23 protein-coding genes are annotated in these 23,906 nt (G+C 57.7%); 15 read left to right on the forward strand and 8 right to left on the reverse strand.

Features of this window, described 5'->3' with window-relative positions:
- Positions 1–3 precede the first annotated feature (3 nt).
- The 10 genes from FOY56_RS16370 (at position 4) to FOY56_RS16415 (ending at position 12,006) form a co-directional block, all read left to right on the forward strand.
- On the forward strand, positions 4–1,401 hold the full coding sequence (locus FOY56_RS16370; protein ID WP_146346941.1) for a NarK family nitrate/nitrite MFS transporter: 1,398 nt from the start codon (positions 4–6) through the stop codon (positions 1,399–1,401).
- Positions 1,402–1,462: 61 nt separating this feature from the next.
- Positions 1,463–5,203 (forward strand): nitrate reductase subunit alpha, encoded by a 3,741-nt coding sequence (locus tag FOY56_RS16375; protein WP_146346942.1) that lies wholly within the window; start codon positions 1,463–1,465, stop codon positions 5,201–5,203.
- On the forward strand, positions 5,200–6,723 hold the full coding sequence (gene narH, locus FOY56_RS16380) for a nitrate reductase subunit beta (RefSeq protein WP_146346943.1): 1,524 nt from the start codon (positions 5,200–5,202) through the stop codon (positions 6,721–6,723). The genes FOY56_RS16375 and narH overlap by 4 nt, the downstream gene beginning before the upstream one ends.
- A gap of 1 nt (position 6,724) precedes the next feature.
- Positions 6,725–7,429 carry a nitrate reductase molybdenum cofactor assembly chaperone gene (narJ, locus tag FOY56_RS16385; RefSeq protein ID WP_146346944.1) on the forward strand — a complete coding sequence of 235 codons (705 nt, stop codon included), beginning with the start codon at positions 6,725–6,727 and terminating at the stop codon, positions 7,427–7,429.
- Positions 7,430–7,438: 9 nt separating this feature from the next.
- The gene (narI, locus tag FOY56_RS16390; protein WP_146346945.1) at positions 7,439–8,170 is read left to right on the forward strand and encodes a respiratory nitrate reductase subunit gamma; all 732 of its coding nucleotides are present in this window, start codon (positions 7,439–7,441) and stop codon (positions 8,168–8,170) included.
- A gap of 5 nt (positions 8,171–8,175) precedes the next feature.
- A complete protein-coding gene (locus FOY56_RS16395) occupies positions 8,176–8,973 on the forward strand; it encodes a peptidylprolyl isomerase (RefSeq protein WP_146346946.1) in 798 nt (265 codons plus the stop codon).
- Positions 8,974–9,076: 103 nt separating this feature from the next.
- On the forward strand, positions 9,077–9,571 hold the full coding sequence (locus FOY56_RS16400; RefSeq protein WP_186766360.1) for a hemerythrin domain-containing protein: 495 nt from the start codon (positions 9,077–9,079) through the stop codon (positions 9,569–9,571).
- Positions 9,565–10,182 (forward strand): carbonic anhydrase, encoded by a 618-nt coding sequence (locus FOY56_RS16405; RefSeq protein WP_146346948.1) that lies wholly within the window; start codon positions 9,565–9,567, stop codon positions 10,180–10,182. Before FOY56_RS16400 ends, FOY56_RS16405 begins: the two co-directional genes overlap by 7 nt.
- Positions 10,179–11,474, forward strand: a complete 1,296-nt coding sequence (locus FOY56_RS16410; protein WP_146346949.1) for a molybdopterin molybdotransferase MoeA — start codon at positions 10,179–10,181, stop codon at positions 11,472–11,474. The genes FOY56_RS16405 and FOY56_RS16410 overlap by 4 nt, the downstream gene beginning before the upstream one ends.
- 13 nt (positions 11,475–11,487) lie before the next feature.
- Entirely contained in the window at positions 11,488–12,006 is a 519-nt protein-coding gene (locus FOY56_RS16415) for a DUF2478 domain-containing protein (protein WP_146346950.1), read from the forward strand.
- Positions 12,007–12,129: 123 nt separating this feature from the next.
- Here the strand turns inward: FOY56_RS16415 and FOY56_RS16420 are convergent, their stop codons facing one another.
- From FOY56_RS16420 to FOY56_RS16440, 5 genes are all read right to left on the reverse strand, one after another.
- On the reverse strand, positions 12,130–13,167 hold the full coding sequence (locus FOY56_RS16420; protein ID WP_146346951.1) for a histone deacetylase family protein: 1,038 nt from the start codon (positions 13,165–13,167) through the stop codon (positions 12,130–12,132).
- 70 nt (positions 13,168–13,237) lie between these two features.
- Entirely contained in the window at positions 13,238–14,275 is a 1,038-nt protein-coding gene (locus FOY56_RS16425) for an extracellular solute-binding protein (protein WP_146346952.1), read from the reverse strand.
- Between the two features lie 20 nt (positions 14,276–14,295).
- On the reverse strand, positions 14,296–15,105 hold the full coding sequence (locus tag FOY56_RS16430) for an ABC transporter permease (RefSeq protein ID WP_146346953.1): 810 nt from the start codon (positions 15,103–15,105) through the stop codon (positions 14,296–14,298).
- A 2-nt stretch (positions 15,106–15,107) separates the two neighbouring features.
- Positions 15,108–16,037, reverse strand: coding sequence for an ABC transporter permease (locus FOY56_RS16435; RefSeq protein WP_146346954.1), 930 nt, complete (start codon positions 16,035–16,037; stop codon positions 15,108–15,110).
- A complete protein-coding gene (locus tag FOY56_RS16440) occupies positions 16,037–17,164 on the reverse strand; it encodes an ABC transporter ATP-binding protein (protein WP_186766361.1) in 1,128 nt (375 codons plus the stop codon). The genes FOY56_RS16435 and FOY56_RS16440 overlap by 1 nt, the downstream gene beginning before the upstream one ends.
- 229 nt (positions 17,165–17,393) lie before the next feature.
- Between FOY56_RS16440 and dusA the strand changes: the two genes are divergently transcribed.
- From dusA to FOY56_RS16455, 3 genes are all read left to right on the forward strand, one after another.
- The gene (dusA, locus tag FOY56_RS16445) at positions 17,394–18,419 is read left to right on the forward strand and encodes a tRNA dihydrouridine(20/20a) synthase DusA (protein ID WP_146346956.1); all 1,026 of its coding nucleotides are present in this window, start codon (positions 17,394–17,396) and stop codon (positions 18,417–18,419) included.
- Between the two features lie 119 nt (positions 18,420–18,538).
- Entirely contained in the window at positions 18,539–19,366 is an 828-nt protein-coding gene (locus tag FOY56_RS16450) for a sulfite exporter TauE/SafE family protein (protein WP_146346957.1), read from the forward strand.
- The gene (locus FOY56_RS16455) at positions 19,360–20,145 is read left to right on the forward strand and encodes a hypothetical protein (protein ID WP_146346958.1); all 786 of its coding nucleotides are present in this window, start codon (positions 19,360–19,362) and stop codon (positions 20,143–20,145) included. The genes FOY56_RS16450 and FOY56_RS16455 overlap by 7 nt, the downstream gene beginning before the upstream one ends.
- Before the next feature lie 7 nt (positions 20,146–20,152).
- Here FOY56_RS16455 and FOY56_RS16460 read toward each other — a convergent pair whose 3' ends face one another.
- From FOY56_RS16460 to ccmI, 3 genes are read right to left on the reverse strand one after another with little or no spacing between them, the layout of a single operon-like run.
- Positions 20,153–20,383: a DUF1289 domain-containing protein gene (locus FOY56_RS16460; protein ID WP_146346959.1), complete on the reverse strand. Its 231-nt coding sequence runs from the start codon at positions 20,381–20,383 to the stop codon at positions 20,153–20,155.
- The gene (gene ruvX / locus FOY56_RS16465) at positions 20,380–20,862 is read right to left on the reverse strand and encodes a Holliday junction resolvase RuvX (RefSeq protein WP_146346960.1); all 483 of its coding nucleotides are present in this window, start codon (positions 20,860–20,862) and stop codon (positions 20,380–20,382) included. The genes FOY56_RS16460 and ruvX overlap by 4 nt, the downstream gene beginning before the upstream one ends.
- Positions 20,859–22,088, reverse strand: coding sequence for a c-type cytochrome biogenesis protein CcmI (gene ccmI / locus FOY56_RS16470; RefSeq protein ID WP_146346961.1), 1,230 nt, complete (start codon positions 22,086–22,088; stop codon positions 20,859–20,861). The genes ruvX and ccmI overlap by 4 nt, the downstream gene beginning before the upstream one ends.
- Positions 22,089–22,267: 179 nt before the next feature.
- Between ccmI and FOY56_RS16475 the strand changes: the two genes are divergently transcribed.
- Together FOY56_RS16475 and FOY56_RS16480 are read left to right on the forward strand one after the other, a co-directional pair.
- Complete coding sequence (locus FOY56_RS16475; RefSeq protein ID WP_146346962.1) at positions 22,268–23,512, forward strand: sarcosine oxidase subunit beta family protein; 1,245 nt, start codon at positions 22,268–22,270, stop codon at positions 23,510–23,512.
- Between the two features lie 54 nt (positions 23,513–23,566).
- Complete coding sequence (locus tag FOY56_RS16480) at positions 23,567–23,902, forward strand: TfoX/Sxy family protein (RefSeq protein ID WP_246139509.1); 336 nt, start codon at positions 23,567–23,569, stop codon at positions 23,900–23,902.
- Positions 23,903–23,906: the final 4 nt, after the last annotated feature.

Consider the following 23,906-nt stretch of genomic DNA (forward strand, 5'->3'; position numbering starts at 1 on the left):
ATCATGGCGATCACAGCAACCCAATCCGCCAATAGCGGCTATCTGTTAACCGACTGGCGACCCGAGGACCCTCAGTTCTGGGAAACCGAAGGCAAACGCATCGCGGCCCGTAACTTGTGGATTTCAATTCCGAACCTGCTTTTGGCCTTTTCAGTCTGGATGGTCTGGTCGGTCGTCGTGGCCAAGATGCCGGCAATCGGATTTGACTTTTCCGTTGGCCAGCGGTTTTGGCTTGCCGCGCTGCCGGGTCTGTCCGGCGCCACGCTGCGCATCTTCTACAGCTTCATGGTGCCGATCTTTGGGGGCCGAAAATGGACTGCGATTTCGACCGCGTCCTTGCTTCTGCCCGCCCTCGGCATCGGGTTTGCAGTTCAAAACCCTGAAACAAGCTATGTCACCTTCCTGATCCTTGCACTGATGTGCGGTTTTGGCGGCGGCAACTTTGCGTCTTCCATGGCCAATATCGCGTTCTTTTACCCAAAAATGACAAAGGGACAGGCGCTTGCGATGAACGCGGGGCTGGGCAACCTTGGTGTGTCTGTCATGCAGTTCGTTGTGCCGATTGTCATCACAATCGGTGTCTTTGGGGCCATCGGTGGTGAGCCACAGCAATTGTCCGACGGTGGCCAGCTTTTCATTCAGAATGCAGGTTTCATCTGGGTGCCGTTCCTGATCGTCAGCGCGGTCGCGGCCTGGTTCGGGATGAACGACATCGCAGATGCGAAGTCTTCGTTTGCAGAACAGTCGATCATTTTCAGCCGCAAGCACAACTGGATCATGTGTATCCTTTATACCGGCACGTTTGGCAGCTTCATCGGGTATGCCGCTGGCTTTCCACTTTTGATGCGGACGCAGTTCCCCGAAGTTGATGTGCTGCGCTATGCCTTTCTCGGACCGCTTGTCGGCGCGCTGAGCCGTGCTGCAACGGGTTGGATTTCAGACAAGTTCGGCGGTGGGCGCGTCACCTTCTGGTGCTTCCTTGGCATGATCGTTGCGGTCTTCGGTGTTCTGCAGTTCCTGCCTTCCGAGGCCTCGCCTGCCGGTAACTTCTGGGGCTTTTTCGCCTGCTTCATGGCGTTGTTCTTCCTGACGGGTGTGGGCAATGCGTCGACGTTCCAGATGATCCCATCGATCATGCGCCAAGAAGTGCCTCGGTTGATGCCCAACCTGGATGAGGCGGCAACCCTGAAGCAATCCGAGCGTGAGAGTGCCGCGATCATCGCCTTTACCTCTGCCATTGCGGCATATGGGGCGTTCTTCATTCCCAAGCTCTACGGCACCTCGATCGCCATGACAGGCGCCCCGAATGGTGCGTTGTGGGCTTTCCTTTGCTTCTACGCCGTCTGCGCCGTGATTTGCTGGTTCTTCTACAGCCGCAAATCCGCGCCGGTTCCCTGCTGATCCGACACAACAACACCGCGCCGTTCCGGCGGCGCGGTTCCCGATTTCAGGAGAAAATGACATGAGCCATCTGCTCGACAGATTGAACTTCCTCCAGTCAAATGAACTGGAACAGTTTTCGAACGGCCACGGTCAGGTCACACGTGAAAACCGCGACTGGGAAGACACCTATCGCAACCGTTGGCGGCACGACAAAGTTGTCCGGTCTACCCATGGGGTGAATTGCACCGGGTCGTGCAGCTGGAAGATCTACGTCAAGTCGGGGATCGTGACTTGGGAAACCCAGCAGACGGATTATCCGCGTACCCGTGCCGATTTGCCAAACCACGAACCGCGCGGATGCGCGCGTGGAGCGAGCTATAGCTGGTATCTTTATTCGGCAAACCGGGTGAAGAACCCTCTGGTCAGGGGCCGGTTGATGAAGGTCTGGCGCAAGATGCGCGAGACGCTGAAACCAATCGAGGCCTGGACCAAGCTGCAAGCAGATCCGATCCTGCGGGCGTCGTACGTTGAGACACGCGGTAAGGGCGGCTTTGTGCGCGCCACCTGGGACGAAGCAACCGAGATTACGGCCGCTGCCAATGCCTATACCGCCAAAACCTATGGTCCTGACCGGGTATTCGGGTTCTCGCCCATCCCAGCCATGTCGATGGTCAGCTATGCCGCCGGATCACGATATCTGAGCCTGATGGGTGGCGTGTGCATGTCGTTCTACGATTGGTATTGTGACTTGCCTCCTGCGTCTCCGATGACATGGGGCGAACAGACCGACGTGCCGGAAAGCGCGGATTGGTACAACTCGGGCTATCTGCTTCTTTGGGGGTCGAACGTGCCGCAAACGCGGACACCCGATGCGCATTTTTACACCGAAGCGCGTTATAAGGGCACCAAGTCTGCCGTCATTTGCCCTGACTATTCCGAAGCCGCCAAATTCGGGGATGTCTGGCTGAACGCCAAGCAGGGCACCGACGCGGCGCTTGCAATGGCGTTTGGCCACGTGATCCTGCGCGAGTTCCATCTGAATCGTCAGACTGAATATTTTGAAGAATACACCCGGAAATATTCGGACTTCCCGATGTTGGTGAAGCTGGAAAACAATGACGGCAAGCTTGTTCCCGGCCGGTTCCTGCGGGCCGACGATCTGGACGGCAAACTGGGCGAAGACAACAATCCCAAGTGGAAGACCGTCGCATTTGACGAGTTGTCGGGCGCGTATGTGTCGCCCAACGGGTCTGTTGGCTATCGCTGGGGGGAAGATGGCGAATGGAACCTCGAAGAGAAAGCGAAGACTGCTGAGACGCGGCTTAAGATGAGCCTCGTTCTGGAAGAAGACCATGACGATGTGGTCGGTGTTGATTTCCCCTATTTCGGCGGTGAAGCGTTTGGCCAGTTCAAGACCGACGCGGTTCATCCCGATGTTCTGACCCGCAACATTCCGGTCAAAAAGATCAAAACCGCCGACGGCGAAATTGCTGTGGCCACCGTGTTCGACCTGTTTTGTGCCAACTATGGGCTTGATCGGGGTTTGGGCGGCGGTTGGGTCACATCCGATTACGCCAGCGACATGCCCGGAACCCCGGCGTGGGCCGAGAAGATCACCGGTGTTCCCGCCGATAAGATTGCCCATGTCGCACGTGAATTTGCCGACAATGCCGAAAAGACCAACGGCAAGTCCATGATCATCATCGGCGCCGCGATGAACCACTGGTTCCATATGGATATGAACTATCGTGGTGTCATCAATATGCTGGTCATGTGTGGCTGCGTCGGTCAATCCGGCGGTGGGTGGGCGCATTATGTGGGTCAGGAGAAACTCCGCCCGCAAACCGGCTGGCAACCGCTGGCCTTTGCCCTGGATTGGAACCGCCCGCCGCGTCACATGAATTCGACGTCCGCTTGGTACGCTCATACTGACCAATGGCGCTATGAAACGCTGAAAGCGGATGAGATCCTGTCGCCTACAGCGCCCGAAGGTGACTGGGACGTCAGCCTGATCGACTATAACATTCGTGCCGAACGGATGGGCTGGCTGCCATCGGCGCCGCAGCTGAAAACCAACCCCTTAGAGGTTGCCAAAGCTGCAAAAGCAGCCGGAAAAGACATCCCGGCCTATGTGGCCGAGACCCTGAAATCGGGCGATCTGGAAATGTCCTGCGAGGACCCGGACAATCCGGCCAACTGGCCGCGCAACCTGTTTGTATGGCGGTCGAACCTGCTGGGCTCTTCCGGCAAAGGGCATGAATACTTCCTCAAGCACCTGCTGGGCACGGACAACGGTGTCATGGGCAAGGATCTTGGCGAAGAAGGAGGCCAACTGCCCAAGGAGGCCGTCTGGCACCAGGATGCGCCGCGCGGAAAACTGGATTTGCTGGTGACCATCGACTTCCGGATGTCGACCACCTGCGTGTACTCGGACATCGTTTTGCCAACCGCAAGTTGGTACGAAAAAGACGACATGAACACGTCGGACATGCACCCGTTCATTCATCCGCTGCAAGCCGCCGTGGATCCGGCGTACGAAAGCAAATCCGATTGGGAAATCTTTAAGGCGATTGCGAAGAAATTCCAGGAAATCACGCCAGGGTATCTGGGCGTTGAGACGGATATCGTCGCGTTGCCGATCTTGCACGACACCCCTGCAGAGATCGCGCAGGATCAGGTGAAAGACTGGAAGAAAGGTGAATGTGATCTGATCCCGGGCAAGACCGCACCGGCCTTTGTGGCGGTTGAGCGCGATTACACAGCGATCTACGACCGGTTCACGGCGCTTGGTCCGATGCTTGATAAACTGGGCAATGGCGGCAAGGGGATCACCTGGAACACCCAGGACGAGATCGACAATCTGTCAGACCTCAACGGTGTCCAACTGGATGGCCCGGCTGCCGGACGACCCAAGATCGAAACCGCGATCGATGCCTGCGAAGTGATCCTGATGCTCGCGCCCGAGACGAACGGCAATGTCGCCGTCAAGGCTTGGGAGGCACTGGAGAAGGCCACAGGGCGCGAACACGCGCATTTGGCGGAAGGTGAGCATGGCCAGAAAATCCGGTTCCGGGACATTGCGGCGCAGCCCCGCAAGATCATCTCGTCGCCCACGTGGTCGGGCATCGAAAGCGAGAAGGTCAGCTATAACGCGGGCTACACCAATGTGCATGAGCTAATCCCGTGGCGAACCCTGACAGGGCGACAGCAGCTGTATCAGGACCACTTGTGGATGCGGGCTTTTGGCGAAGGATTCATGTCTTACCGGCCTCCGGTCGACCTGAAAACCATCACCAAGGACGTTCAGGACGAAGGTGACACACTTGTGTTGAACTTCATCACCCCGCACCAGAAATGGGGCATCCATTCGACCTATACCGACAATCTTTTGATGCTGACGCTGAACCGGGGCGGGCCGGTGGTCTGGATTTCCGAGGTGGACGCCAAATCGGCTGGGATCGTCGATAACGACTGGATCGAGGTCTACAACAGCAATGGCGCCTTGACGGCGCGGGCGGTTGTTTCTCAGCGGATCAAGGAAGGATCGACCTTCATGTATCACGCGCAGGAAAAGATCGTGAACACGCCGGGGTCTGAAAAGACAGGCCATCGCGGGGGGATCCACAACTCGGTGACCCGCACGGTTCTGAAACCCACCCATATGATCGGTGGCTATGCCCAGCAATCCTATGGCTTCAACTACTACGGCACCGTGGGCGCGAACCGGGACGAGTTCGTCGTCATTCGCAAAATGAAGAACGTTGACTGGCTCGACAAGGAAGAGAGCTGGAAGGCGCCTGCACAGGAGGCAGCAGAATGAGAATCCGCGCGCAAATCGGTATGGTGCTGAACCTCGACAAATGCATCGGGTGCCACACTTGTTCGGTGACCTGCAAGAACGTGTGGACCAGCAGGGACGGCGTTGAATACGCCTGGTTCAACAACGTGGAAACCAAGCCCGGAACCGGCTATCCGACCGACTGGGAAAACCAGGCGCGATGGAAGGGCGGCTGGGAACGGACCAAAGCGGGCAAACTTCAGCCCAAGCAGGGCAGCAAGTGGCGGATATTGGCAAATATCTTTGCCAACCCGTCGATGCCCGAAATCGACGATTATTACGAACCGTTCGATTTCGATTACGACCACCTGAAATCCGCGCCCGAGATGGAGGCGTTTCCAACGGCACGGCCACGGTCCAAGATCACCGGCGAGCGGATCGAAAAAATCGAAAAGGGTCCGAACTGGGAGGAAATCCTGGGCGGTGAGTTTTCGAAGCGGTCCGAAGACTACAATTTCGAAGGCATCCAGAAGGAGATCTATGGGGAATACGAGAATACATTCATGATGTATCTCCCCCGACTGTGCGAGCATTGCCTCAACCCTGCCTGCGCGTCGTCTTGCCCAAGTGGCGCGATCTATAAGCGCGAAGAAGACGGGATTGTCCTGATCGATCAGGAAAAATGTCGCGGATGGCGGATGTGCGTCAGTGGCTGCCCCTATAAGAAAATCTACTACAACTGGTCGTCCGGGAAATCCGAGAAATGCACCCTGTGCTATCCGCGGATTGAAAGTGGCAATCCGACCGTGTGTTCGGAGACCTGCGTTGGGCGCATCCGGTATCTGGGTGTCATGTTGTATGACGCCGACAAGATCGAAGATGCGGCCAACATGGAGAATGAACAAGATCTCTATGATGCGCAGCTTGGTGTCTTTCTTGATCCCAACGATCCGGTGGTCATTGAAACCGCACGGGCCGACGGCATTCCCGAAGACTGGATCAAGGCCGCCCAGGAAAGCCCGATCTGGAAAATGGCGATGGAATGGAAAGTCGCCTTCCCGTTGCATCCTGAATACCGGACGCTGCCAATGGTTTGGTATATCCCGCCGCTGTCCCCAATCCAAAACGCTGCCGAGGCAGGTGCCATCGGGACTGACGCCGGCATGCCGGACGTCAAGAACCTGCGTATTCCGGTCAAATACCTGGCCAATATGCTGACGGCGGGCGATGAGGCACCGGTGGTTACCGCGCTTGAGCGGATGTTGGCGATGCGCTCTTACATGCGCTCCAAAACCATCGAAGGTGTGATCGATGAAGCCATCGCAGCGCGCGTCGGATTAAGTGGTCGCGTTATCGAGGACATGTATAAAGTCATGGCCCTGGCGGATTATGAGGATCGTTTTGTGATCCCCACCACCCACCGCGAACAGGTTGAAGAAGCTTATGATCTGCGCGGCGGCTGCGGCTTTACCGATACCAATGGATGTTCAACAGGAACCTCCAAGGGATCGCTGTTTGGGGGGGCCAAACAACCCCTGAAAATGCCAACGGAGGCAATGTAACATGGACCGTACACTCAAAGCCTTTTCGTTGATCCTGAGTTACCCGACGCGAGAGTTGCAGCACGCCATGTCCGAGATCGGAGGCGTTCTGGCCTCGGACACGCGTTTGACGGCAGCCGCACGCCGGGCGTTGCGCCCGCTGGTGGAGGAGCTGGCCGGGCGCGACATCTATGACCTTGAAGAGCAGTTTGTTCTGCTCTTTGACAGATCGCGCACCCTGTCGCTGAACCTCTTTGAACATGTCCATGGCGAAAGCCGGGATCGGGGCGGTGCGATGGTGTCTCTGGTAGAAACCTATCGAGATGGTGGGTTCGACCCGGTTACATCGGAACTGCCCGATCATTTGCCTGTTTTGTTGGAATTCCTGTCGACGCGTCCCTTTGCTGAAGCGCAGGACACTCTGGCGGACGCGGCCCATATCTTTGAGGCCTTGAACGCCCGGCTTGTCCGGCGGGAAAGCCCCTATGGGGCCGTGTTCGCCTGCCTTTTGCAGTTGGCAGGGGCGACCGCTGACAGAGAATCCGTGGCCGAGATGCTGGCGCAGCCCGACGACGATCCCGCCGATCTGGAGGCGCTGGATGAGGTCTGGGAGGAAAGCGAAGTGCTATTCGGACCAGATCCCAACGCCGGGTGCCCGCAAATGCGTGACATGCTGGCGCGTATGGATGTTCCCGTAAACGCCCCGCCAAACCTGGCTGCGAAATAGGAGGCCACGATGAATACTTTTCTCTTCGGGATTTACCCCTACATCGCCATCACCGTGATGGTGCTTGGTTCGATCGCGCGCTATGACCGCGACCCGTTCACGTGGAAAAGCTCGTCCAGCCAGCTGCTGCGCCGAAAGCAGTTGGTAATCGGATCCGTGTTGTTTCACGTTGGTGTCCTGATCATCTTTGTCGGGCATCTTGTCGGATTGCTGACGCCGATTGTTATCTTTGATGCTCTAGGAATCAGCCATTCTGCCAAGCAGATCCTGGCAATTGTCGCGGGTGGCATCGCCGGTATCATGGCGTTGACCGGTGGCGTGATGTTGTTTCAGCGCCGCTGGGTGGACCCACGTATCCGGCAGACGTCGTCCGTGGCTGACATCGCCATTCTGGCCATCCTTCTGCTGCAGCTTGTTCTGGGGCTCGGAACGATCCCCGTTTCAATTGTCCATGCAGATGGGCATGAAATGGTCAAATTCATGACCTGGGCGCAGATGATCCTGACCTTTCAGCCTGGTGCTGCCGAATACGTGGCCGGGGCCGCGGTGGTTTTCAAACTCCACATCTTCCTGGGTCTTACGATCTTCCTGCTGTTTCCATTCACCAGACTTGTGCACATCGTGTCCGGCATCGCGGCACCGTTCCGATACCTGTTGCGACCCGGATATCAGATTGTCCGGTCGCGCCGTCAAACGGCGTTGCCCGAGAGCGACAAGTCCAAGACAACTCCAGCGGAGTAATGACCATGAACGCAGCTCTTTTTCCGGACCTTGTTGTGAATGGCGAACGTGTGCCTCACGCTTTGGTTGCCGCTGAAACGCAAAACCAGGAAGCCCCGAAAGGCAAGCCGGGTATCGCTTGGCGCAAGGCCGTCAACGCCGTGGCAATCCGCACCTTGTTGTTGCAAGAGGCCCGGACACGCGGGGTTGAAGTAGATCGGCAGGAAGTTGGCCCCGGGCTCTTTGAAACAGACGAGGAGGCCCTGATCAGGGGCCTTCTTGATCAGGTGATTGATGCAGCGCAGCCCTGCGAAACAGACATCAGGGCTGAATGGGAGAAGGACCCGACACGCTTTCGGACACCGCCGCTTTGGGAAGTGTCCCACATCCTGTGCGGCTGTGACCCCAGAGACGAAGACGCCAGAGCCAAGGCGCTTGCACGGGCCACAGGCATCCTTGCGCTGGCGCAGGGCGATCCGAAAGGATTTCCTGCACTGGCCCAACGGGAAAGCGATTGTGGCTCCAAGTCGTCAGGCGGGGCCCTTGGGCAGCTTGGTCCGAACGACACCGTACCGGAATTCGAGGCCGCATTGCGTGATATTTCAGAAGGCGAAATGTCTGCAGAACCGGTTCTGACGCGCCATGGGTATCATATCATTCGAATGGATGCTGTGGCCCTTGGGCAGGTTTTACCGTTTGAAGCCGTTCGCGCGAAAATCGCAATTGCCATGGAGAAAGCGGCCTGGGCGGCGGAGTCCCGACAATTCATCATGGAACTGGTCAAAGCCTCGGACATTGAAGGGGCAGATTTGAGCATGGTCTGATCGGAAGGAGAGGGCGATGGGAAAGCGTACTAAACGGCAACTGAATACCGCAAGAGGCGAGACCGCCAGTGTTCGGTGTCTGAAAGACCCATTGGAGAACCCTTTGGATTACATCGCGGAAGATCATATGCGCGAACGAGAAGTCTGTGCCTTGATCGACAAGATGGTGGCTACGGTGCAGGTCGAAGACGGCAAGCGCGAAATGATGCTCACATTTCTGACTGAACAACTGCCGCAACATCTTGCCGACGAAGAAATCGATCTCTTTCCATTGATGCTGAAACGCTGCGAGCCTGAAGCGGAAATCGACAAGGTTATCAGAAAGTTGGAGTCTGATCATGGGCATGCTCTTGCGGATGCGCCCGTGATAGCCGCTCTGATCGCAGCTGACGAAAACAGTGCCTTGATCTTTTCGGATACGGCGTGCGCACAGATGACAGAATTCGCCTCTCATGCGAGGCGTCACCTTATTCTTGAGAACGCGATTATCATGCCGATCGCGAGGGCGCGCCTGACCAAGCGCGACCTGGAAATCATGAGATTACACATGCTGGACCGGCGCGGGCTTGAACGTTTGGAGGAGACCGAAACATGCTAGACGATCTTCTTCGCCGCAACGCGCAATGGTCAGGCCAGAAAAATGCTGAGGAACCTGGGTATTTTACCCGATTGGCAACCCGTCAATCGCCGGAGTTTTTCTGGATTGGATGTTCGGACAGTCGAGTTCCGGCCAATGTCGTTGCAGGGCTTGATCCCGGAGAGGTGTTCGTTCACCGAAACGTCGCCAATGTGATCCATTCCTCGGACATGAATTTGCTATCGGCGTTGGAGTTCGCGGTAGACGCGCTGTGCATCCGGGAAATCATCGTCTGCGGTCACTATGGGTGTGGCGGCGTGAAGGCCGCAACCGAGGATCTGCCGCATGGGTTGGCCGATCACTGGTTGGAGCCGATCCGGCGTCTGGCCCGCGCTTATGCGGTCGATCTAAGCCAGGAAAACAATGAAGAATCCCGTCGCGACAAACTCGCAGAACTCAACGTGATCGAAGGGGTTCGGCGCGTGGCTGAAACCCCCATCATACAACGAGCATGGCGTGGTAGCGCCAGTATACGTGTTCACGGTCTTATCTATGGGCTTAAGGACGGACGGTTGCGTGATCTCGACTGCACAGTTGGACCGAGGCGCGTCCAGAAGGAGGCCACCCAATGACGGTACAAACACGGATTGATCGGGCAGGGTGCGGTTGTGATGCTTTAGATAATCGCAAAACCCTTGTCTCAATCGACGAAGCGCTTGCCCGGATTGCACGAACCGCCCGTCCGGTGCGCGAGACCGAAGAGATCCCGCTTGCCGAGGCTTGTGACCGGATACTTGCTGATGCGATCTGCGCACAGTCTGCCGCGCCCCCGTTCGACAATTCGGCGATGGATGGCTATGCGATAAATACTGCCAGTCTGACGGGGGAGGGACCGTGGTATCTTCCCGTGGTCACACGGATCGCGGCAGGTCAGGAGACCCAAGGGCCACTTGCCCAAGGGCCACTTGCCCAAGGGACAGCCGCGCAGATCTTCACGGGCGCACCGATCCCTTCCAACGCAGATGCCGTTGTGATGCAGGAAAACGTTCAACGCATCGACAGGGCGATCATAATCTCGCACAAGGTCAAGAGCGGCGTGCATATCAGGTTAGCCGGCGAAGATATGGCAAAAGGACAAACCGTTGTCCCTGCCGGCCGTCAATTGAGCGCGCGGGATATCGCCGCCTGCGCCGCCGCTGGTGCAGCATCTGTTCGTGTCTGGCGCCGCGTGCGTGTGGCCCTTCTAGTCACCGGTAATGAGGTGAATATGACCGGTCAACCGAGGAACCGTGCGGGCATCTGGGATGTGAATACACCAATGCTGAGTGCTGCAATCGCGACGCCCGGGGTCAGGCTTGTCGATGTTCAGACGGCAAAAGACAATCGCGACGCCTTGCGACAGCAAATCGCGGACCTAGCCGAACGCGTCGATCTGATTGTCACCACTGGCGGGATATCCGTGGGGGAGGAAGACCATGTCAAACCCGCGTTAGGCGATCTTGGCGTGGCGATGGCGTTCAGTGGTGTCGCGATAAAGCCCGGAAAACCGGTGTCATTCGGGCGTCTGGGAGGCGCGCATTGGCTGGGGTTGCCGGGCAATCCACTTGCAGCTTACGTCACATGGCATCTTTTCGGGACAGCGCTTTGCCAGACTCTGGCGGGATGCACCGCTGCGCCGAGCACACGCAGGCATGTCGTGTTATCCCGCCCGCTGCGCCATACATACGGACGCTGCGAACTGCGATTGGCCGAACGCGTCGGGTTTGACGGTTCTGGCCGAGAGGTTGTCCGCTTCGACGATGCGACCCATTCAGGTCGCGTCGCGCGGCTTCCGGCAGCGGACGGCGTTATCCTGATCCCGGCTGAAACCGAAATTCTTCCGGAAGGCGCGTTGATCGACTTCATGCCCTTCTACGTTTCATAAAGGAAGCACCACCATGAAAATCGCTTACACAATGGCACCCGGACAAGGAGACACGGATCTGTTCCTGTTTTCTGTGGCACAAGACCTTGGGGCGCGTGGCTACCAAACCTGCGGCACGGTCCAGATCAACACCAAGCGCAGCGATCACCCCTGCGATATGGATGTTCAGGTCCTGCCGGATGGGCCGATCTTGCGGATCTCACAGAGTCTGGGGCGAAATTCTAAAGGATGCAGGCTGGATCCGTCCGCGCTTGAACACGCTGTTGGATTGGTCGCCGATCGGCTGACATCCGGTACAGAGGTTCTGATCGTCAACAAGTTTGGCAAACACGAAGCTGATGGTCGAGGATTTCGGACGGTGATTGCAGAGGCGATCGAGCGCGACATACCCGTTCTGGTGGGTGTCAACGCACTGAACCTCGCTGCTTTCAAAGAGTTTGTCGGCCCGGACGCACTTTGGCTTGAGCCTTCGGCCAAGGCCGTCATCAGTTGGTTTGAAGCGACGTCGCAATCCGAGCGAAATGTCGCCTGAAGTGCCCCGGTCTTTAAGCGTGTATTGGGTTTAGGGTGTCAAACATTACCCGTAAGAAACCGGTGGCAAACCAGCGGACTGGTGGGCAGGCGGTGACAGGGCAACGTTGATCTTGGACATTTATCAACTGGCAACGACAGCGTCGAAACCTTGGAGGACATTCACGGCGTTCACGCCGATTTCATCCACATCATACCCACCTTCCATGATGAATTGTGTGGGCAGGTTCGCAGCTGCGATGTCAGCGCCCAGAGTCGTAAAATCATCACTTTTCAGTTTGAAGAAACTGATCGGGTCCGTTTCAAACGTGTCAACGCCCAATGAGATGATCAGGAAATCAGGGTTGTAGTCGGCGATGCAGTCCAACGCTTTGGCAAGGGCAGCACGCCAGACATCGAACGATGTGCCGGGCGGCATTGGGAAGTTGAGGTTGAACCCTGCGCCCGCACCTTCACCGGTCTCACTGGCGTGACCCAGATGGTAGGGGAACGCCTCTAACGGATCTCCATGCAGCGATATGAACAGCACATCATCACGGTCGTAGAAGATGTCTTGTGTCCCGTTGCCATGGTGGAAATCCACATCAAGGATGGCAACGCGCCTGGCCCCATTGTCCACAAAGTGCTGCGCACAGATCGCAGCGTTGTTCAGAAAACAATAGCCGCCGTACATATCGGCCGTCGCGTGGTGACCGGGCGGACGGCACAGCGAAAACACGCCACGTGCGCCTGCGCGAATTCTTTCAGCCCCGGTCAGGGCGACTTGGGCGCTGGCATAGGCGGCTTCCCATGTGCCATCCGTCAGGCTGGTCTCGCCAGCAAGCGCGTAATAGCCAAGTTGACCTTCGATAAAGTTCGGGCGGATGCCGGACATGCGCCGCGCGACCCATGTCGTTGGGATGGCTTCGCCCTCAAACCCGGCCTCTTTCCAGCGGGCAGGGGCTGTTTTCAGAAACTCGACAAAGTGATCTTCGTGGATGGCAAAGATCGGATCCATGCCGAATTCGTCAGGGTCCGAAACAGGGCCAAGGTCTGTCTTACGCACGCGATCGATGACAAATTCCGCGCGGCTGGGACGCTCGTGCGGTTGCACTAACTTGCCACCAAACAGTTCAGTTTTGGCATCACGCAGCTTGTGCTTTTCGCTATAGATCGTTTCCATCAGCTCTTGTCCCGTGTCGCAAAAGGCAATCGGGCCGCACTTAAAGCGCAGCCCGACAAAGTCATCCTCGTTACTTCTTGAGGTTCGTCCAGATCCGGTCATAGACCGCTTGCGTGGCCTCGTCACACACCTCGATAAACACGCCCGGGCCAGCGGAAGCAGGTGGATTTGATTCTGGCAAGCTTGCCAGTTCGGGGTCAAGGAAAGGACCAACGCCCGCAAGGCCCGACCCGTAGCGCGCATAGTTGGACACAGCCGCAATGTTCTCAGGCTCTAGCAGGAAGTCCATGAAGGCAATTGCGCTGTCGCGGTTGGGGGCGTCCTCCAGCAACACAACATTGTCCATCCACGCGACATACCCCTGCGTCGGGAAAGCGTATTTGAGGCTTGCCCTGTCAGCCCGTGCTTTGGCGCCAAACCCGTCATAGATCTGGCCAACGGCCACATCACCCGAGACAAGCACTTCTTTGGCCGTGTCCGAGTTAAAAGACGCCCAGTGGCCCTTCGCCTCTTGCAGCATGGCATCCAGAGCTTTCAACTGCTCACGATCCTGGCTGCATTGGGGAATCCCAAGGTGCAGCGCGGCCATCGCCAGAACTTCGCCCTGGCTGTCGAGCATGTTGATTCTTCCGCTCAGCTCGGCTGGTGGGTTGAAAAGGATATCGGTGGTGTCGATGTTCCCGTCAAACGCAGCCGTATCAACCATAAAGCTCGTTGAGCCCCACTGGTAGGGGATCGAATGGCTCCACCCGGGGTCAAAACTTGGGTCTGCCCATTCAGGTGCAATGTTGCCCTTGTTCTTCAGTTCGCCGTCCGCGACGGTGTCCAGCAAGCCTTCGCCGATCATGATCGAAACCATGTAATCACCGGGGACGGCCACGTCATAGGTGCCCATGCCGCCTGCCTTGAGCGACGCAAGCATCGCCTCGTTGCTGTCATAGGTGTCCATGGTGACGATGATGCCGGTTTCAGCCGTAAACTTGTCGAGCAAGGTTTGCGGCATGTATTCGAACCAGTGATAGATCGAAAGATTGCCCTCGGCCTGAGCAGTACCGGCACCAAGGGCCAGCGTGGCTGCAATTGCGGTGGATGTCAGAAGTGATTTCATGGTTTTCCCCTGTTTATTGATTACTTGTTCTCGCCGGACTTGCTGACGAAATAGGAAATCGTGACCATCACGATGGAAAATGCGAGAAGCATGGTCGAGATGGCCATGATGTTGGGCTTGATGCCCTGTTTGACAGCGCCAAAGATGGCTGTCGGCAACGTCTCGACACCTGCACCTTTCACAAAGTTCGTGATGATGAAGTCGTCGAGCGAAATGATGAACGCAAGCAGGAAACCGGATATGATGCCCGGCATCATCAGCGGCAAAAGGATTTTGGTGAACGCCTGTCGTTTGGTGGCATAAAGGTCCATCGCCGCCTGTTCATAGGTGTCTTCAATCCCTTGCATGCGGGCCGAAATCGGCAGGTAGGCGAAGGGTATGCAGAACGCGATATGCGCCAGCAAGATCGTTAGAATACCCCGTTCGAACCCGATGGAGCTAAAGAAAATCAAAGTGGCAACCGCCGTCACGATTTCAGGGACCATCAAGGGCAGAGAAATCAGGCCGAAAGACAACGCCCGCAGCCGGAATTTGCCGCCACGGATCATGGCGGTGGCGGCAAACGTCGCGATTGTTGTCGCAACTGTTGCGGCGATGACTGCGATGAAAAAGCTATTGCGCGCGGCGACTTTGAACTTGGCGCTTTCGGAACCGACAAAGACATCCGCGTACCAACGGGTTGAAAACCCTTCCCAAACCACGATCGATTCAGATGAATTGAAGCTGTACACTGATACGACCATCAGAGGCACATAAAGGATCAGCAGGCATAGGGCTGTGATGTAGGCAAAGCCGGGATAGGCTCGGACGTCGAACTTGCGCGCTGCCATGGCTATGCCCCTGCTTTGTTAGCGCGCGCTTGCTGGCGGGCATAGAGTGTCAGGATGATCAAAACCAGCGAGAGCAAGATCATGGATGCCGCCGCACCGAAGGGCCAGTTACCAGCGTTGCCTTTGAATTGTTCTTCGATCAACGATCCAATCATGAAGTTCTTGGCCCCTCCCAACAGGTCAGGGGCAAGGAATGCGCCCATCGACGGGACAAACACCAGGATACAACCTGCAACAACGCCGGGACGCACGCTGGGCAGGACGATGCGCCGCAAAGTGGTCCATTTGGACGCGTAGAGATCAGATGCCGCTTCGCTAAGGGAAAAGTTGTATCGCTCCACTGCCGCATAGATCGGAAGCACCATGAAAGGCAGGTAGGAATAAAACAGCCCGATCTGCACGGCAAAATTCGTATTGATCATCTGAATTGGGCTATCGGCCAGCCCGCTCCAGACCAGCGCATTGTTAATGGGTCCTTCTTCGCGCAGCATGAACCGCATCGAGACCGTTCTGATCAGCAGGTTGACCCAGTAAGGGATCGTGATCAGGAACACCCAAAGCGGACGCACCTTTTCAGATCGCGTCGCAATGTAATAGGCAGTGGGAAATCCGATCAGCAGGCTCAGGATCGTTGCCAACCCCGCTTGCCAGATCGACCGCCAGAAGATCGTGATATAGGTCCACTCAAGTTTGGGCGGTTCATCGCCGAACAATCCGCGGTCAAAAAAGAACTGATCATAAGCGCCCAGTGAAAATTCCCAGATAACGCCGCCACGGAATTCCTTTGTCAGAAAGGAATAGACCAACATCAGCAAAACAGGGAGCAGCACAAGGATGCTAAGTGTGACCCATGCGGGCAACAACAGCCAGTTTCGGGCTTCCTTGTAAGTATCGCCCTGCGTGCTGCCGCCGCTTGCGGCTCCGCCCGCCATCAGCTTGCCAACAGGCGTGCAGACCCAAACTCGACATCGACAAAAACGTCGGTGCCGGGGTCAAAGATCATCGCCTTGCCAGTATCGGAGTTCTGGGTGCGCACGGCCAGTTTCATGTCGTTCTGCAGGTGCACGATTGTCTGAACATCCGTCCCTGCATAGACGTTTTCAACGACCTTGCCTTTGAAATTTTCCGCCTCGACTTGCGTTTGGTGCAGTTTCATGCGTTCCGGACGGATCGACATATGTCCGGTTTTCCCGACGTCCATCTCGTCGACTGCGTCACAGGTCAGGGTCAAACCATTGGGGAACTCACAAAGAACGCGATCTCCATCCTTCGACTTAACGATCACGTCGATTAGGTTGGTTTCGCCAATAAAGTCTGCGACAAAGCGGTTCGCAGGCTTTTCATAAATATCGCGCGCATCACCCAGCTGTTGCAGTTCTCCGGCAGACATGACCGCAATACGGTCCGACATGGTTAGTGCTTCGTCTTGATCATGTGTGACGAAGATAAAGGTGATGCCTGTTTCGCGCTGCAGGTGCTTTAGTTCCAGCTGCATCGCCTTGCGCAGTTTGAGATCAAGGGCTGACAGCGGTTCATCCAGCAGTAGCACTTTGGGCTGTGGTGCCAAGGCGCGCGCCAGTGCGACGCGTTGTTGCTGACCGCCCGAAAGTTGCAACGGCTTGCGTGCCCCAAACTGCGACAACTGAACCAGTTCGAGGATCTCGCCCGCACGGGTCCGTGCTTCGGATTTGGATTTCCCAAGCATTTCCAAGCCAAAGCTGACATTCTCCAACACGTTCATATGCGGAAAAAGGGCGTAGTTCTGGAACACCGTGTTCACAGGGCGCTTATCTGGGGGCAGATTTTCGATCTCTTCCCCGTACAGGAAAATCTCGCCCTCGGTCACATCCTCGAACCCCGCGATCATGCGCAGCAGGGTGGTTTTTCCGCAGCCTGACGGCCCCAACAACGTGAAAAACTCGTTGTCGTGAATAGACAGAGAGATGGTCTTGAGAGCTGTGAAATCGCCATAGCGTTTCACAGCTTGTCGCACGTCGATTGCGTTGGTGATGTCCTGTGGCACGACACGTCCCCTGCACAGTAAAGATCTTGAGACCATATGAAGCAGGGCTGTTGCAGGTAAGAATTGTCTTCCTCAGCCTCTGTTAGGCAAAACCTAACAACTAACCAGGTGGTATAAGGGATGATCTATCAGGCCGTTTCAAAAGGGGGAAACAGCTGAACAACACGTGGGCGCCGTGATGTCACATTCGGGCTGGCCGCAACAAAATGTTGCACTCGGGTTAAAAACGGGGGCAAAGACGTCCCAAATCGAGAAAACGGAAAAAATGGCCGAGTACAATAGCCCAAGAAGACAAGGTAAAACAGACGTCAAACGAGCTGCCCGCCTGTCCGTGGCCCCGATGATGGACTGGACGGATCGTCATTGCCGGTATCTGCACCGGCTTCTGAGCCGCAAGACGTTGCTGTACACCGAGATGGTGACAGCCCCCGCATTGGTGCGGGGGCGCGCGTTGCATTTGCTGGACTACAACCCGGAAGAGCACCCGGTTGCTCTGCAGCTTGGCGGCTCGAACCCTGAAGAGCTGGCAAAAGCCGCGCGGCTTGGGGCCGAAGCGGGGTATGATGAGATCAACCTGAATTGTGGCTGCCCGTCGGACAGGGTTCAGTCGGGCACGTTCGGGGCCGTGTTGATGAAGGATCCGGGGCTGGTCGCGGAATGTGTTACGGCGATGCGGAGTACTATCGATACTGAGATCACAGTGAAATGCCGCATCGGCGTGGATGATCAGGAGCCCGAAGACGTCCTGCCCGAGTTTCTCGCACGGATCAGTGCAGCGGGTTGTGAACGGGTGACGATCCATGCGCGCAAAGCGTGGTTGAAGGGGCTGAGCCCGAAGGAAAACCGTGATATCCCGCCTTTGGATTATGATCTGGTGATGCGGATGAAGGGGCTGTTTCCAGGGCTGCATATTTCGATCAACGGTGGGATCGGGTCGCTGGAGGAAGCAAGAGGTTTCCTCGAAGCCGGGCTGGATGGGGTTATGATCGGGCGCGCGGCCTATCATACGCCGACCGATATTCTGGCGGCGGCGGACGCTGTCATTTATGGAACTGACGAAGTATCGGACCCTGTAGATGTGGTGCGAACCATGTTGCCTTATATCGAAGCGCATCTTGCTAGCGGCGGACGCTTGCATCAGATTACCCGCCACATGTTAGGCCTGTTTGCGGGGCGACCGGGTGCGCGGCAATGGCGGCGCACCCTGTCAGAAGGGGCAAGTCGTGACGGGGCTGGGCCAGATCTGGTCGAGCAGGCTTTGGCACCATTGCAGGACGGGCAGGCGGCGTGAAACAGCGTCCAACCTGACCCTCGGCCCTTGCGGACTGGTCCCGATTTCCCTTAGCTCTATCTCTCAGCAGCCCGGAGCCTCGCATTCCGGCCAACCATGACCGTGGAGTGATTGCCCAAATGTCCCAGGATCCCATACTTCTTGCGCAGATGTTTGCCCTTGTCGTGGTCATCGGCGGGTTTGCCGGCGTTCTGGCAGGGATGCTTGGGGTTGGCGGTGGGATCGTCTTGGTGCCGTGCTTTTTCTATGCGTTCAAAACCCTTGGCTTTGATGGTCCACAGTTGATGCAGATGTGTCTGGCAACCTCGTTGTCGACGATCATCGTGACATCGCTTCGATCGGTTGCCAGCCATAACAAGAAGGGGGCCGTTGATTGGGACATCCTGCGTGGATGGGCCCCGGGAATTGCCGTTGGTGCCATTGTCGGGGTTCTGGTGGCATCGTCCATGCGCTCAACAACTTTGCAGGGGCTGTTTGGCGTGCTGGGGGTGGTTATCGGATTGTATCTGGGCCTGGGCAAATCTGAATGGCGGCTGGGGGATGCGATGCCCAAAGGGCTGCGTCGCGCGGTGATTTCACCGATGGTCGGGTTCTTGTCGGTTCTGATGGGGATAGGGGGCGGAAGCTTTGGTGTGCCGTTGATGAGCCTTTACAACACACCGATTCACAGGGCTGTCGCGACAGCGGCGGGTTTTGGTGTCATCATCGCAGTACCGTCTGTGCTGGGCTTTTTGTTTCTGCCGATTGATCCGGCTTTTCGCCCGCCCTTGACAGTTGGTGCGGTGAATCTGCCAACTTTTGGCATTGTGATCGCAATGACCCTAATCACGACGCCTTGGGGGGTCAAGCTGGCCCATGCCATGGATCCTAAACCGCTGCGACGGGTGTTTGCAGTGTTCCTGACCCTCGTGGCCCTGAACATGCTGCGCAAGGCACTGGGGTGGTAGACGATTTCCATCGGCTGGGCTGGGTCCGGTTTCCATTTGATCAAGCTGTAACTGACTGGGCTGCACATGCCGTGATCGATGGTCGCAGAGCTGTGGATGATCCGGACATGGCGCACTGGCACGTCTGTGAGGGCACGTGGTTTGTTGGCGTTGATGCGCTGCTGAACGACACCGCAGGTCGGGTCGGCGGGTCCGAGGTTTTGTCGGGCAGAGCGGTGGACTTTCTGCGTGATGATCTTGGGGGTTGGCCCGCGTTGCATCGCGCTCAGGTGTCGGTGATCTATCCAGGGTATCCGCGCCCTCGCGATGGGGAAAGCGCGGGGGCATTTCGGTATCGCCAGATGCGCGATGCGGCGCATGTCGATGGTTTGAAACCGGTCGGGCCGAACCGCCGTCGGCATCCGCAAGAATTTCACGCCTTCATTCTGGGTCTGCCCCTGACCGATGTCGGTCCTGACGCCGCACCGATGGTCGTTTGGGAAGGCAGTCACGAGGTCATCCGCGCAGGTTTACGTGAGGTTCTGGACAATCACGACCCGAAAGACTGGCACACGGTCGATGTGACCGACGCTTATCAAGAAGCCCGCCGCACCGTCTTTGAAACCTGTACCCGCGTACCGCTGCCAGCGCGCCCGGGCGAGGCTTATGCCGTCCACCGATTGGCGCTGCACGGCGTTGCGCCGTGGAAGCCCGGATCCAAGGGACGGCCGGACGGGCGCATGATCGCTTATTTCAGACCTGAAATGGCGGATCGACAGGATTGGTTGATCAGTCCCTAAGGCCGGTTCAACGCGCCAAACGCGCGTCGCGGCCACCGCGACGACGTTTCAGACGGGGCGCACGTTCGGGCAGATCGGCCATAACCTCGGCCCGTTCATCGGACGACATGGCAGACCAGCGCGTGATTTCCTCCATCGTGCGATAGCAGCCTGCGCAGATGTTTTCCTTGGGGTGCATGACGCAAATCTGCACACAAGGGCTTTCAACTTCTTCACGTTTCCAGATAGGGGCCGTCACGTGGGCTGCTCCGTTTTTATGTGGCGCATCCGGTCCAGCGCCCCTTGCAGGATATAGGACGCGGCGACATGATCTATGACCTCAGAGCGACGTTTTCGTGTCGTATCCGCCTCAAGAAGCGCTTTTTCGGCGGCGACAGTGCTTAGCCGTTCGTCCCAGAAGCCGATTGGCAGATCGGTCAGGCGGCTGAGATTGCGGGCAAAAGAACGGGTCGACTGGCAACGTGGCCCTTCAGACCCGTCCATGTTGCGGGGCAAACCCAGCAGAATTCCTCCAGCGCTACGGTCGGTGGCAATCTGAAGAAGGCGCTCGGCATCAAGCGAGAATTTCTTGCGTTTGATGGTTTCGACCGGAGTGGCCACCGTCCCAATCCGATCCGACACGGCGACCCCGATGGTTTTGGTGCCCAGATCAAGTCCAACCAATGCCGTCATCGGCGCGACGGTGGCAGCAAACTCTTCGAACACATCACAGATCATTCGCCCAGGCCCGCTTGGCGGCCAGCGTTGCGGATAGCATCCAGCGCCTGCGGGCTGGCGGCAAACACCTGAAGCGCCTCGTCATAAATCGCAGCGGCGCGGTCGGTGTCGCCCAGAACGCCCAGTGCCCCGATCAGGCGGGCCCATTCTTCGGGGCTGCCGCCTTCGGATGCCAGACGCTCAGACAGCCGATCAACCATGCCGCGGATCATCTCTTGGCGTTCGTCGTCAGTCATATCCTGCACGGCTTGCATGTCTTCGGCGCTGGGGCCGGCGAGTGGGGCGCTTTGCAGAGGAGGCAGTTCGTATTCAACCCCGGCCCGCCAAGCGGCGTCTTCGATCTGACCCCGGATCGGCGCGATCCAGGGCGCGTCCGGCGGACCCGCGCGCAAGGTTTGATCCCACACGCGGAATGCAAGGTCGGGGCGACCTGTCTGCATTAACATCAGGCCCCAATAATACCGCGCGGCACCATGCCATGGTTCGCGCGCCAGCACCTGACGCAATTCCTGCTCGGCCTCGGGCGAGACATACCCCCCCGCCGCCGCGATCAGCATCTCGGCATGTTCCGCATAGTCCTGGGCTTCGGCATTGTCGCCCTTTAGTTCGATGACCCGACCCTTGGCCGTATAAGCGGCGGTGTAGTTCCCCAAGTTGGATTCGTGCCGCGCGAGCAGTTCAAGCCCCTGAATGTCATCCGGCCGGGTCGCGACGGTTTCGCGAAGCTGCGTAATCAGTTGCTTATAGGACTCGTCAATCTGGGGTTCGGGGCGGACCGGCATCCGTGTTTCGGCCGCGGCCTGATCGGGGCGGGTCTCGCGGCGCTCTTCGGCCATTTCAATCCGGTGATCCAGCGCCAGATCGCCATAGCCCGGCGCGCCAAGGGATCGGTACAGGGCCAGGGACCCTCCGATTATCATGACGCCCAACACGGCGGCCATCGCCAGCGATATGGGACGCGGTTGGGCAGTCCCTGACTTTTCATCATGCGACTGCGCATCGGCTGCAAGGATGCGTCGGGACACTTCGGTACGAATACGTTCCGCGTCAGCCTCGGCCAAAGTGCCGCGCGCCAGATCGCGATCCACGTCCTTCAATTGGTCACGATAGACCTGCAAATCATAGGCCGCAGCCGGTTCAGCGCCATTTCGCGCCCGTAGCAAGGTCACTACCATCAGGGCAGCCACCGCAAGGGCCATCAGTGAAGTCACAATCCAGAAGGTCATGGTTTCTCCCATTTCGGAACCATGTATATCTGCGGGAGCCTCGAAAAAAGGGCAAATCGCCGCGCTTGAGCGCATCGGGCGACCATGTCGCAACTGTGCACTATTGCGGCGGTTCGGGTCGCGGGTCATCTTTGGGATCGCGGCATATCTTTGCCTGAACGCTTTGAACGGATTCGCCCATGAAACGCTATTCCGCTTTTGCCATCGCCCGCGAAGCACTGAACTATCACACTGGCTGGAGTCGTGCCTGGGCCTCGCCCGAGCCGAAGAAACGGTATGACGTCGTGATCATCGGTGCCGGTGGCCATGGGCTGGCGACCGCCTATTACCTTGGCAAGAACTTTGGCATCACCAATGTGGCCGTGATTGAAAAGGGCTGGTTGGGCGGCGGCAACACCGGTCGGAACACCACGATCATCCGGTCAAACTATCTGCAGGATCCCTCGGCGGCGATCTATGAAAAGGCCCGCTCGCTGTACGAAGACCTCAGCCAGGACATTAACTATAACGTGATGTTCAGCCCCCGCGGCGTGATGATGCTGGCCCAGACCCAGCACGAGATCCGCGGCTATCAGCGCACAGCCCATGCCAACGCCCTGCAAGGCGTGCAAACCGAATTCATTGGCCCCGAACGTGTCAAGGAACTGGTGCCGATCATCGACATCAACGGCCCGCGCTATCCCGTTCTGGGGGCGTTGTGGCAGCCGCGCGGCGGCACGGCGCGCCACGACGCCGTGGCCTGGGGCTATGCCCGCGCCTGTTCGGCGATGGGCATGGATATCATCCAGCAATGCGAAGTCACTGGCGTGCGTACTGAAAACGGCAAGGTGGCCGGGGTCGACACCACGAAGGGCGCGATTGACTGCGACAAGCTGGGCGTGGTCGTGGCAGGCCATTCCGGCGTACTGGCCGAAAAAGCCGGCTTCCGTCTGCCGCTTGAATCGGTGGCGTTGCAGGCACTGGTGTCCGAACCGATCAAGCCCTGCATGGATGTGGTCGTGATGGCCAACACCGTGCACGGATACATGAGCCAATCCGACAAGGGCGAAATGGTGATCGGCGGCGGCACGGACGGTTACAACAATTACACCCAGCGCGGATCGTTCCACCATATCGAAGAAACCGTGCGGGCCCTGATCGAAACCTTCCCGATGATCTCACGTCTGAAAATGCTGCGCCAATGGGGCGGTATTGTTGACGTGACCGGTGACCGCTCGCCGATCCTGTCGAAAACGCCGGTCGAGGGCTGTTTCATCAATTGCGGCTGGGGCACCGGCGGGTTCAAGGCGATCCCGGGCTCAGGCTGGGGTATGGCCGAACTGATGGCCACGGGTCACTCGCCGCTGACCGAGGCGTTCTCGCTGGATCGGTTCAAAGAGGGCCGGTTCATCGACGAAAGCGTGGCGGCAGGGGTGGCACACTAATGGTCAAGCTGCGCAGAGATCTGGAAGCCTTTTCGTTCAGGGAGGGTTTTGGCGTTGCCGTTCTCTGAGCAAATGGCCGACACCATGCGCGCTGATCTGGGTGTCGAGCCGGGGCTGTCGGAAAGGAAGATGTTCGGCGGCCTGTGCTTCCTGCTCTACGGCAACATGGTCTGTGGTGTCATGAAAGAGGGCGCAATGTATCGTCCGGGAAAAGCGCGCGAAGCCGAAGCGCTTGCCGCAGGGGCCGCGCCGCTGTCGTTCACCGGGCGCCCGATGGGCGGTATGGTCGAACTCGACACCGGCACCTTTGAAAACGATACCCTACGCGCAAAACTAACCGAGCTCTCGCTGGCCAACGCCGCCAGCCTGCCACCAAAGGAGGGCCGCTAGTGCA

This window comes from Falsiphaeobacter marinintestinus (assembly GCF_007923355.1).
Taxonomy (GTDB): domain Bacteria; phylum Pseudomonadota; class Alphaproteobacteria; order Rhodobacterales; family Rhodobacteraceae; genus Phaeobacter_A; species Phaeobacter_A marinintestinus.

What these genes read in the sequence shown, in the direction of transcription:
- FOY56_RS16370 (WP_146346941.1), top strand. Translation starts at nt 4, where the DNA reads ATGGCGATCACAGCAACCCAATCCGCCAATAGCGGCTATCTGTTAACC.
- FOY56_RS16375 (WP_146346942.1), top strand. Translation starts at nt 1,463, where the DNA reads ATGAGCCATCTGCTCGACAGATTGAACTTCCTCCAGTCAAATGAACTG.
- narH (WP_146346943.1), top strand. Translation starts at nt 5,200, where the DNA reads ATGAGAATCCGCGCGCAAATCGGTATGGTGCTGAACCTCGACAAATGC.
- narJ (WP_146346944.1), top strand. Translation starts at nt 6,725, where the DNA reads ATGGACCGTACACTCAAAGCCTTTTCGTTGATCCTGAGTTACCCGACG.
- narI (WP_146346945.1), top strand. Translation starts at nt 7,439, where the DNA reads ATGAATACTTTTCTCTTCGGGATTTACCCCTACATCGCCATCACCGTG.
- FOY56_RS16395 (WP_146346946.1), top strand. Translation starts at nt 8,176, where the DNA reads ATGAACGCAGCTCTTTTTCCGGACCTTGTTGTGAATGGCGAACGTGTG.
- FOY56_RS16405 (WP_146346948.1), top strand. Translation starts at nt 9,565, where the DNA reads ATGCTAGACGATCTTCTTCGCCGCAACGCGCAATGGTCAGGCCAGAAA.
- FOY56_RS16410 (WP_146346949.1), top strand. Translation starts at nt 10,179, where the DNA reads ATGACGGTACAAACACGGATTGATCGGGCAGGGTGCGGTTGTGATGCT.
- FOY56_RS16415 (WP_146346950.1), top strand. Translation starts at nt 11,488, where the DNA reads ATGAAAATCGCTTACACAATGGCACCCGGACAAGGAGACACGGATCTG.
- FOY56_RS16420 (WP_146346951.1), bottom strand. Translation starts at nt 13,167, where the DNA reads ATGGAAACGATCTATAGCGAAAAGCACAAGCTGCGTGATGCCAAAACT.
- FOY56_RS16425 (WP_146346952.1), bottom strand. Translation starts at nt 14,275, where the DNA reads ATGAAATCACTTCTGACATCCACCGCAATTGCAGCCACGCTGGCCCTT.
- FOY56_RS16430 (WP_146346953.1), bottom strand. Translation starts at nt 15,105, where the DNA reads ATGGCAGCGCGCAAGTTCGACGTCCGAGCCTATCCCGGCTTTGCCTAC.
- FOY56_RS16435 (WP_146346954.1), bottom strand. Translation starts at nt 16,037, where the DNA reads ATGGCGGGCGGAGCCGCAAGCGGCGGCAGCACGCAGGGCGATACTTAC.
- FOY56_RS16440 (WP_186766361.1), bottom strand. Translation starts at nt 17,164, where the DNA reads ATGGTCTCAAGATCTTTACTGTGCAGGGGACGTGTCGTGCCACAGGAC.
- dusA (WP_146346956.1), top strand. Translation starts at nt 17,394, where the DNA reads ATGGCCGAGTACAATAGCCCAAGAAGACAAGGTAAAACAGACGTCAAA.
- FOY56_RS16450 (WP_146346957.1), top strand. Translation starts at nt 18,539, where the DNA reads ATGTCCCAGGATCCCATACTTCTTGCGCAGATGTTTGCCCTTGTCGTG.
- ruvX (WP_146346960.1), bottom strand. Translation starts at nt 20,862, where the DNA reads ATGATCTGTGATGTGTTCGAAGAGTTTGCTGCCACCGTCGCGCCGATG.
- ccmI (WP_146346961.1), bottom strand. Translation starts at nt 22,088, where the DNA reads ATGACCTTCTGGATTGTGACTTCACTGATGGCCCTTGCGGTGGCTGCC.
- FOY56_RS16475 (WP_146346962.1), top strand. Translation starts at nt 22,268, where the DNA reads ATGAAACGCTATTCCGCTTTTGCCATCGCCCGCGAAGCACTGAACTAT.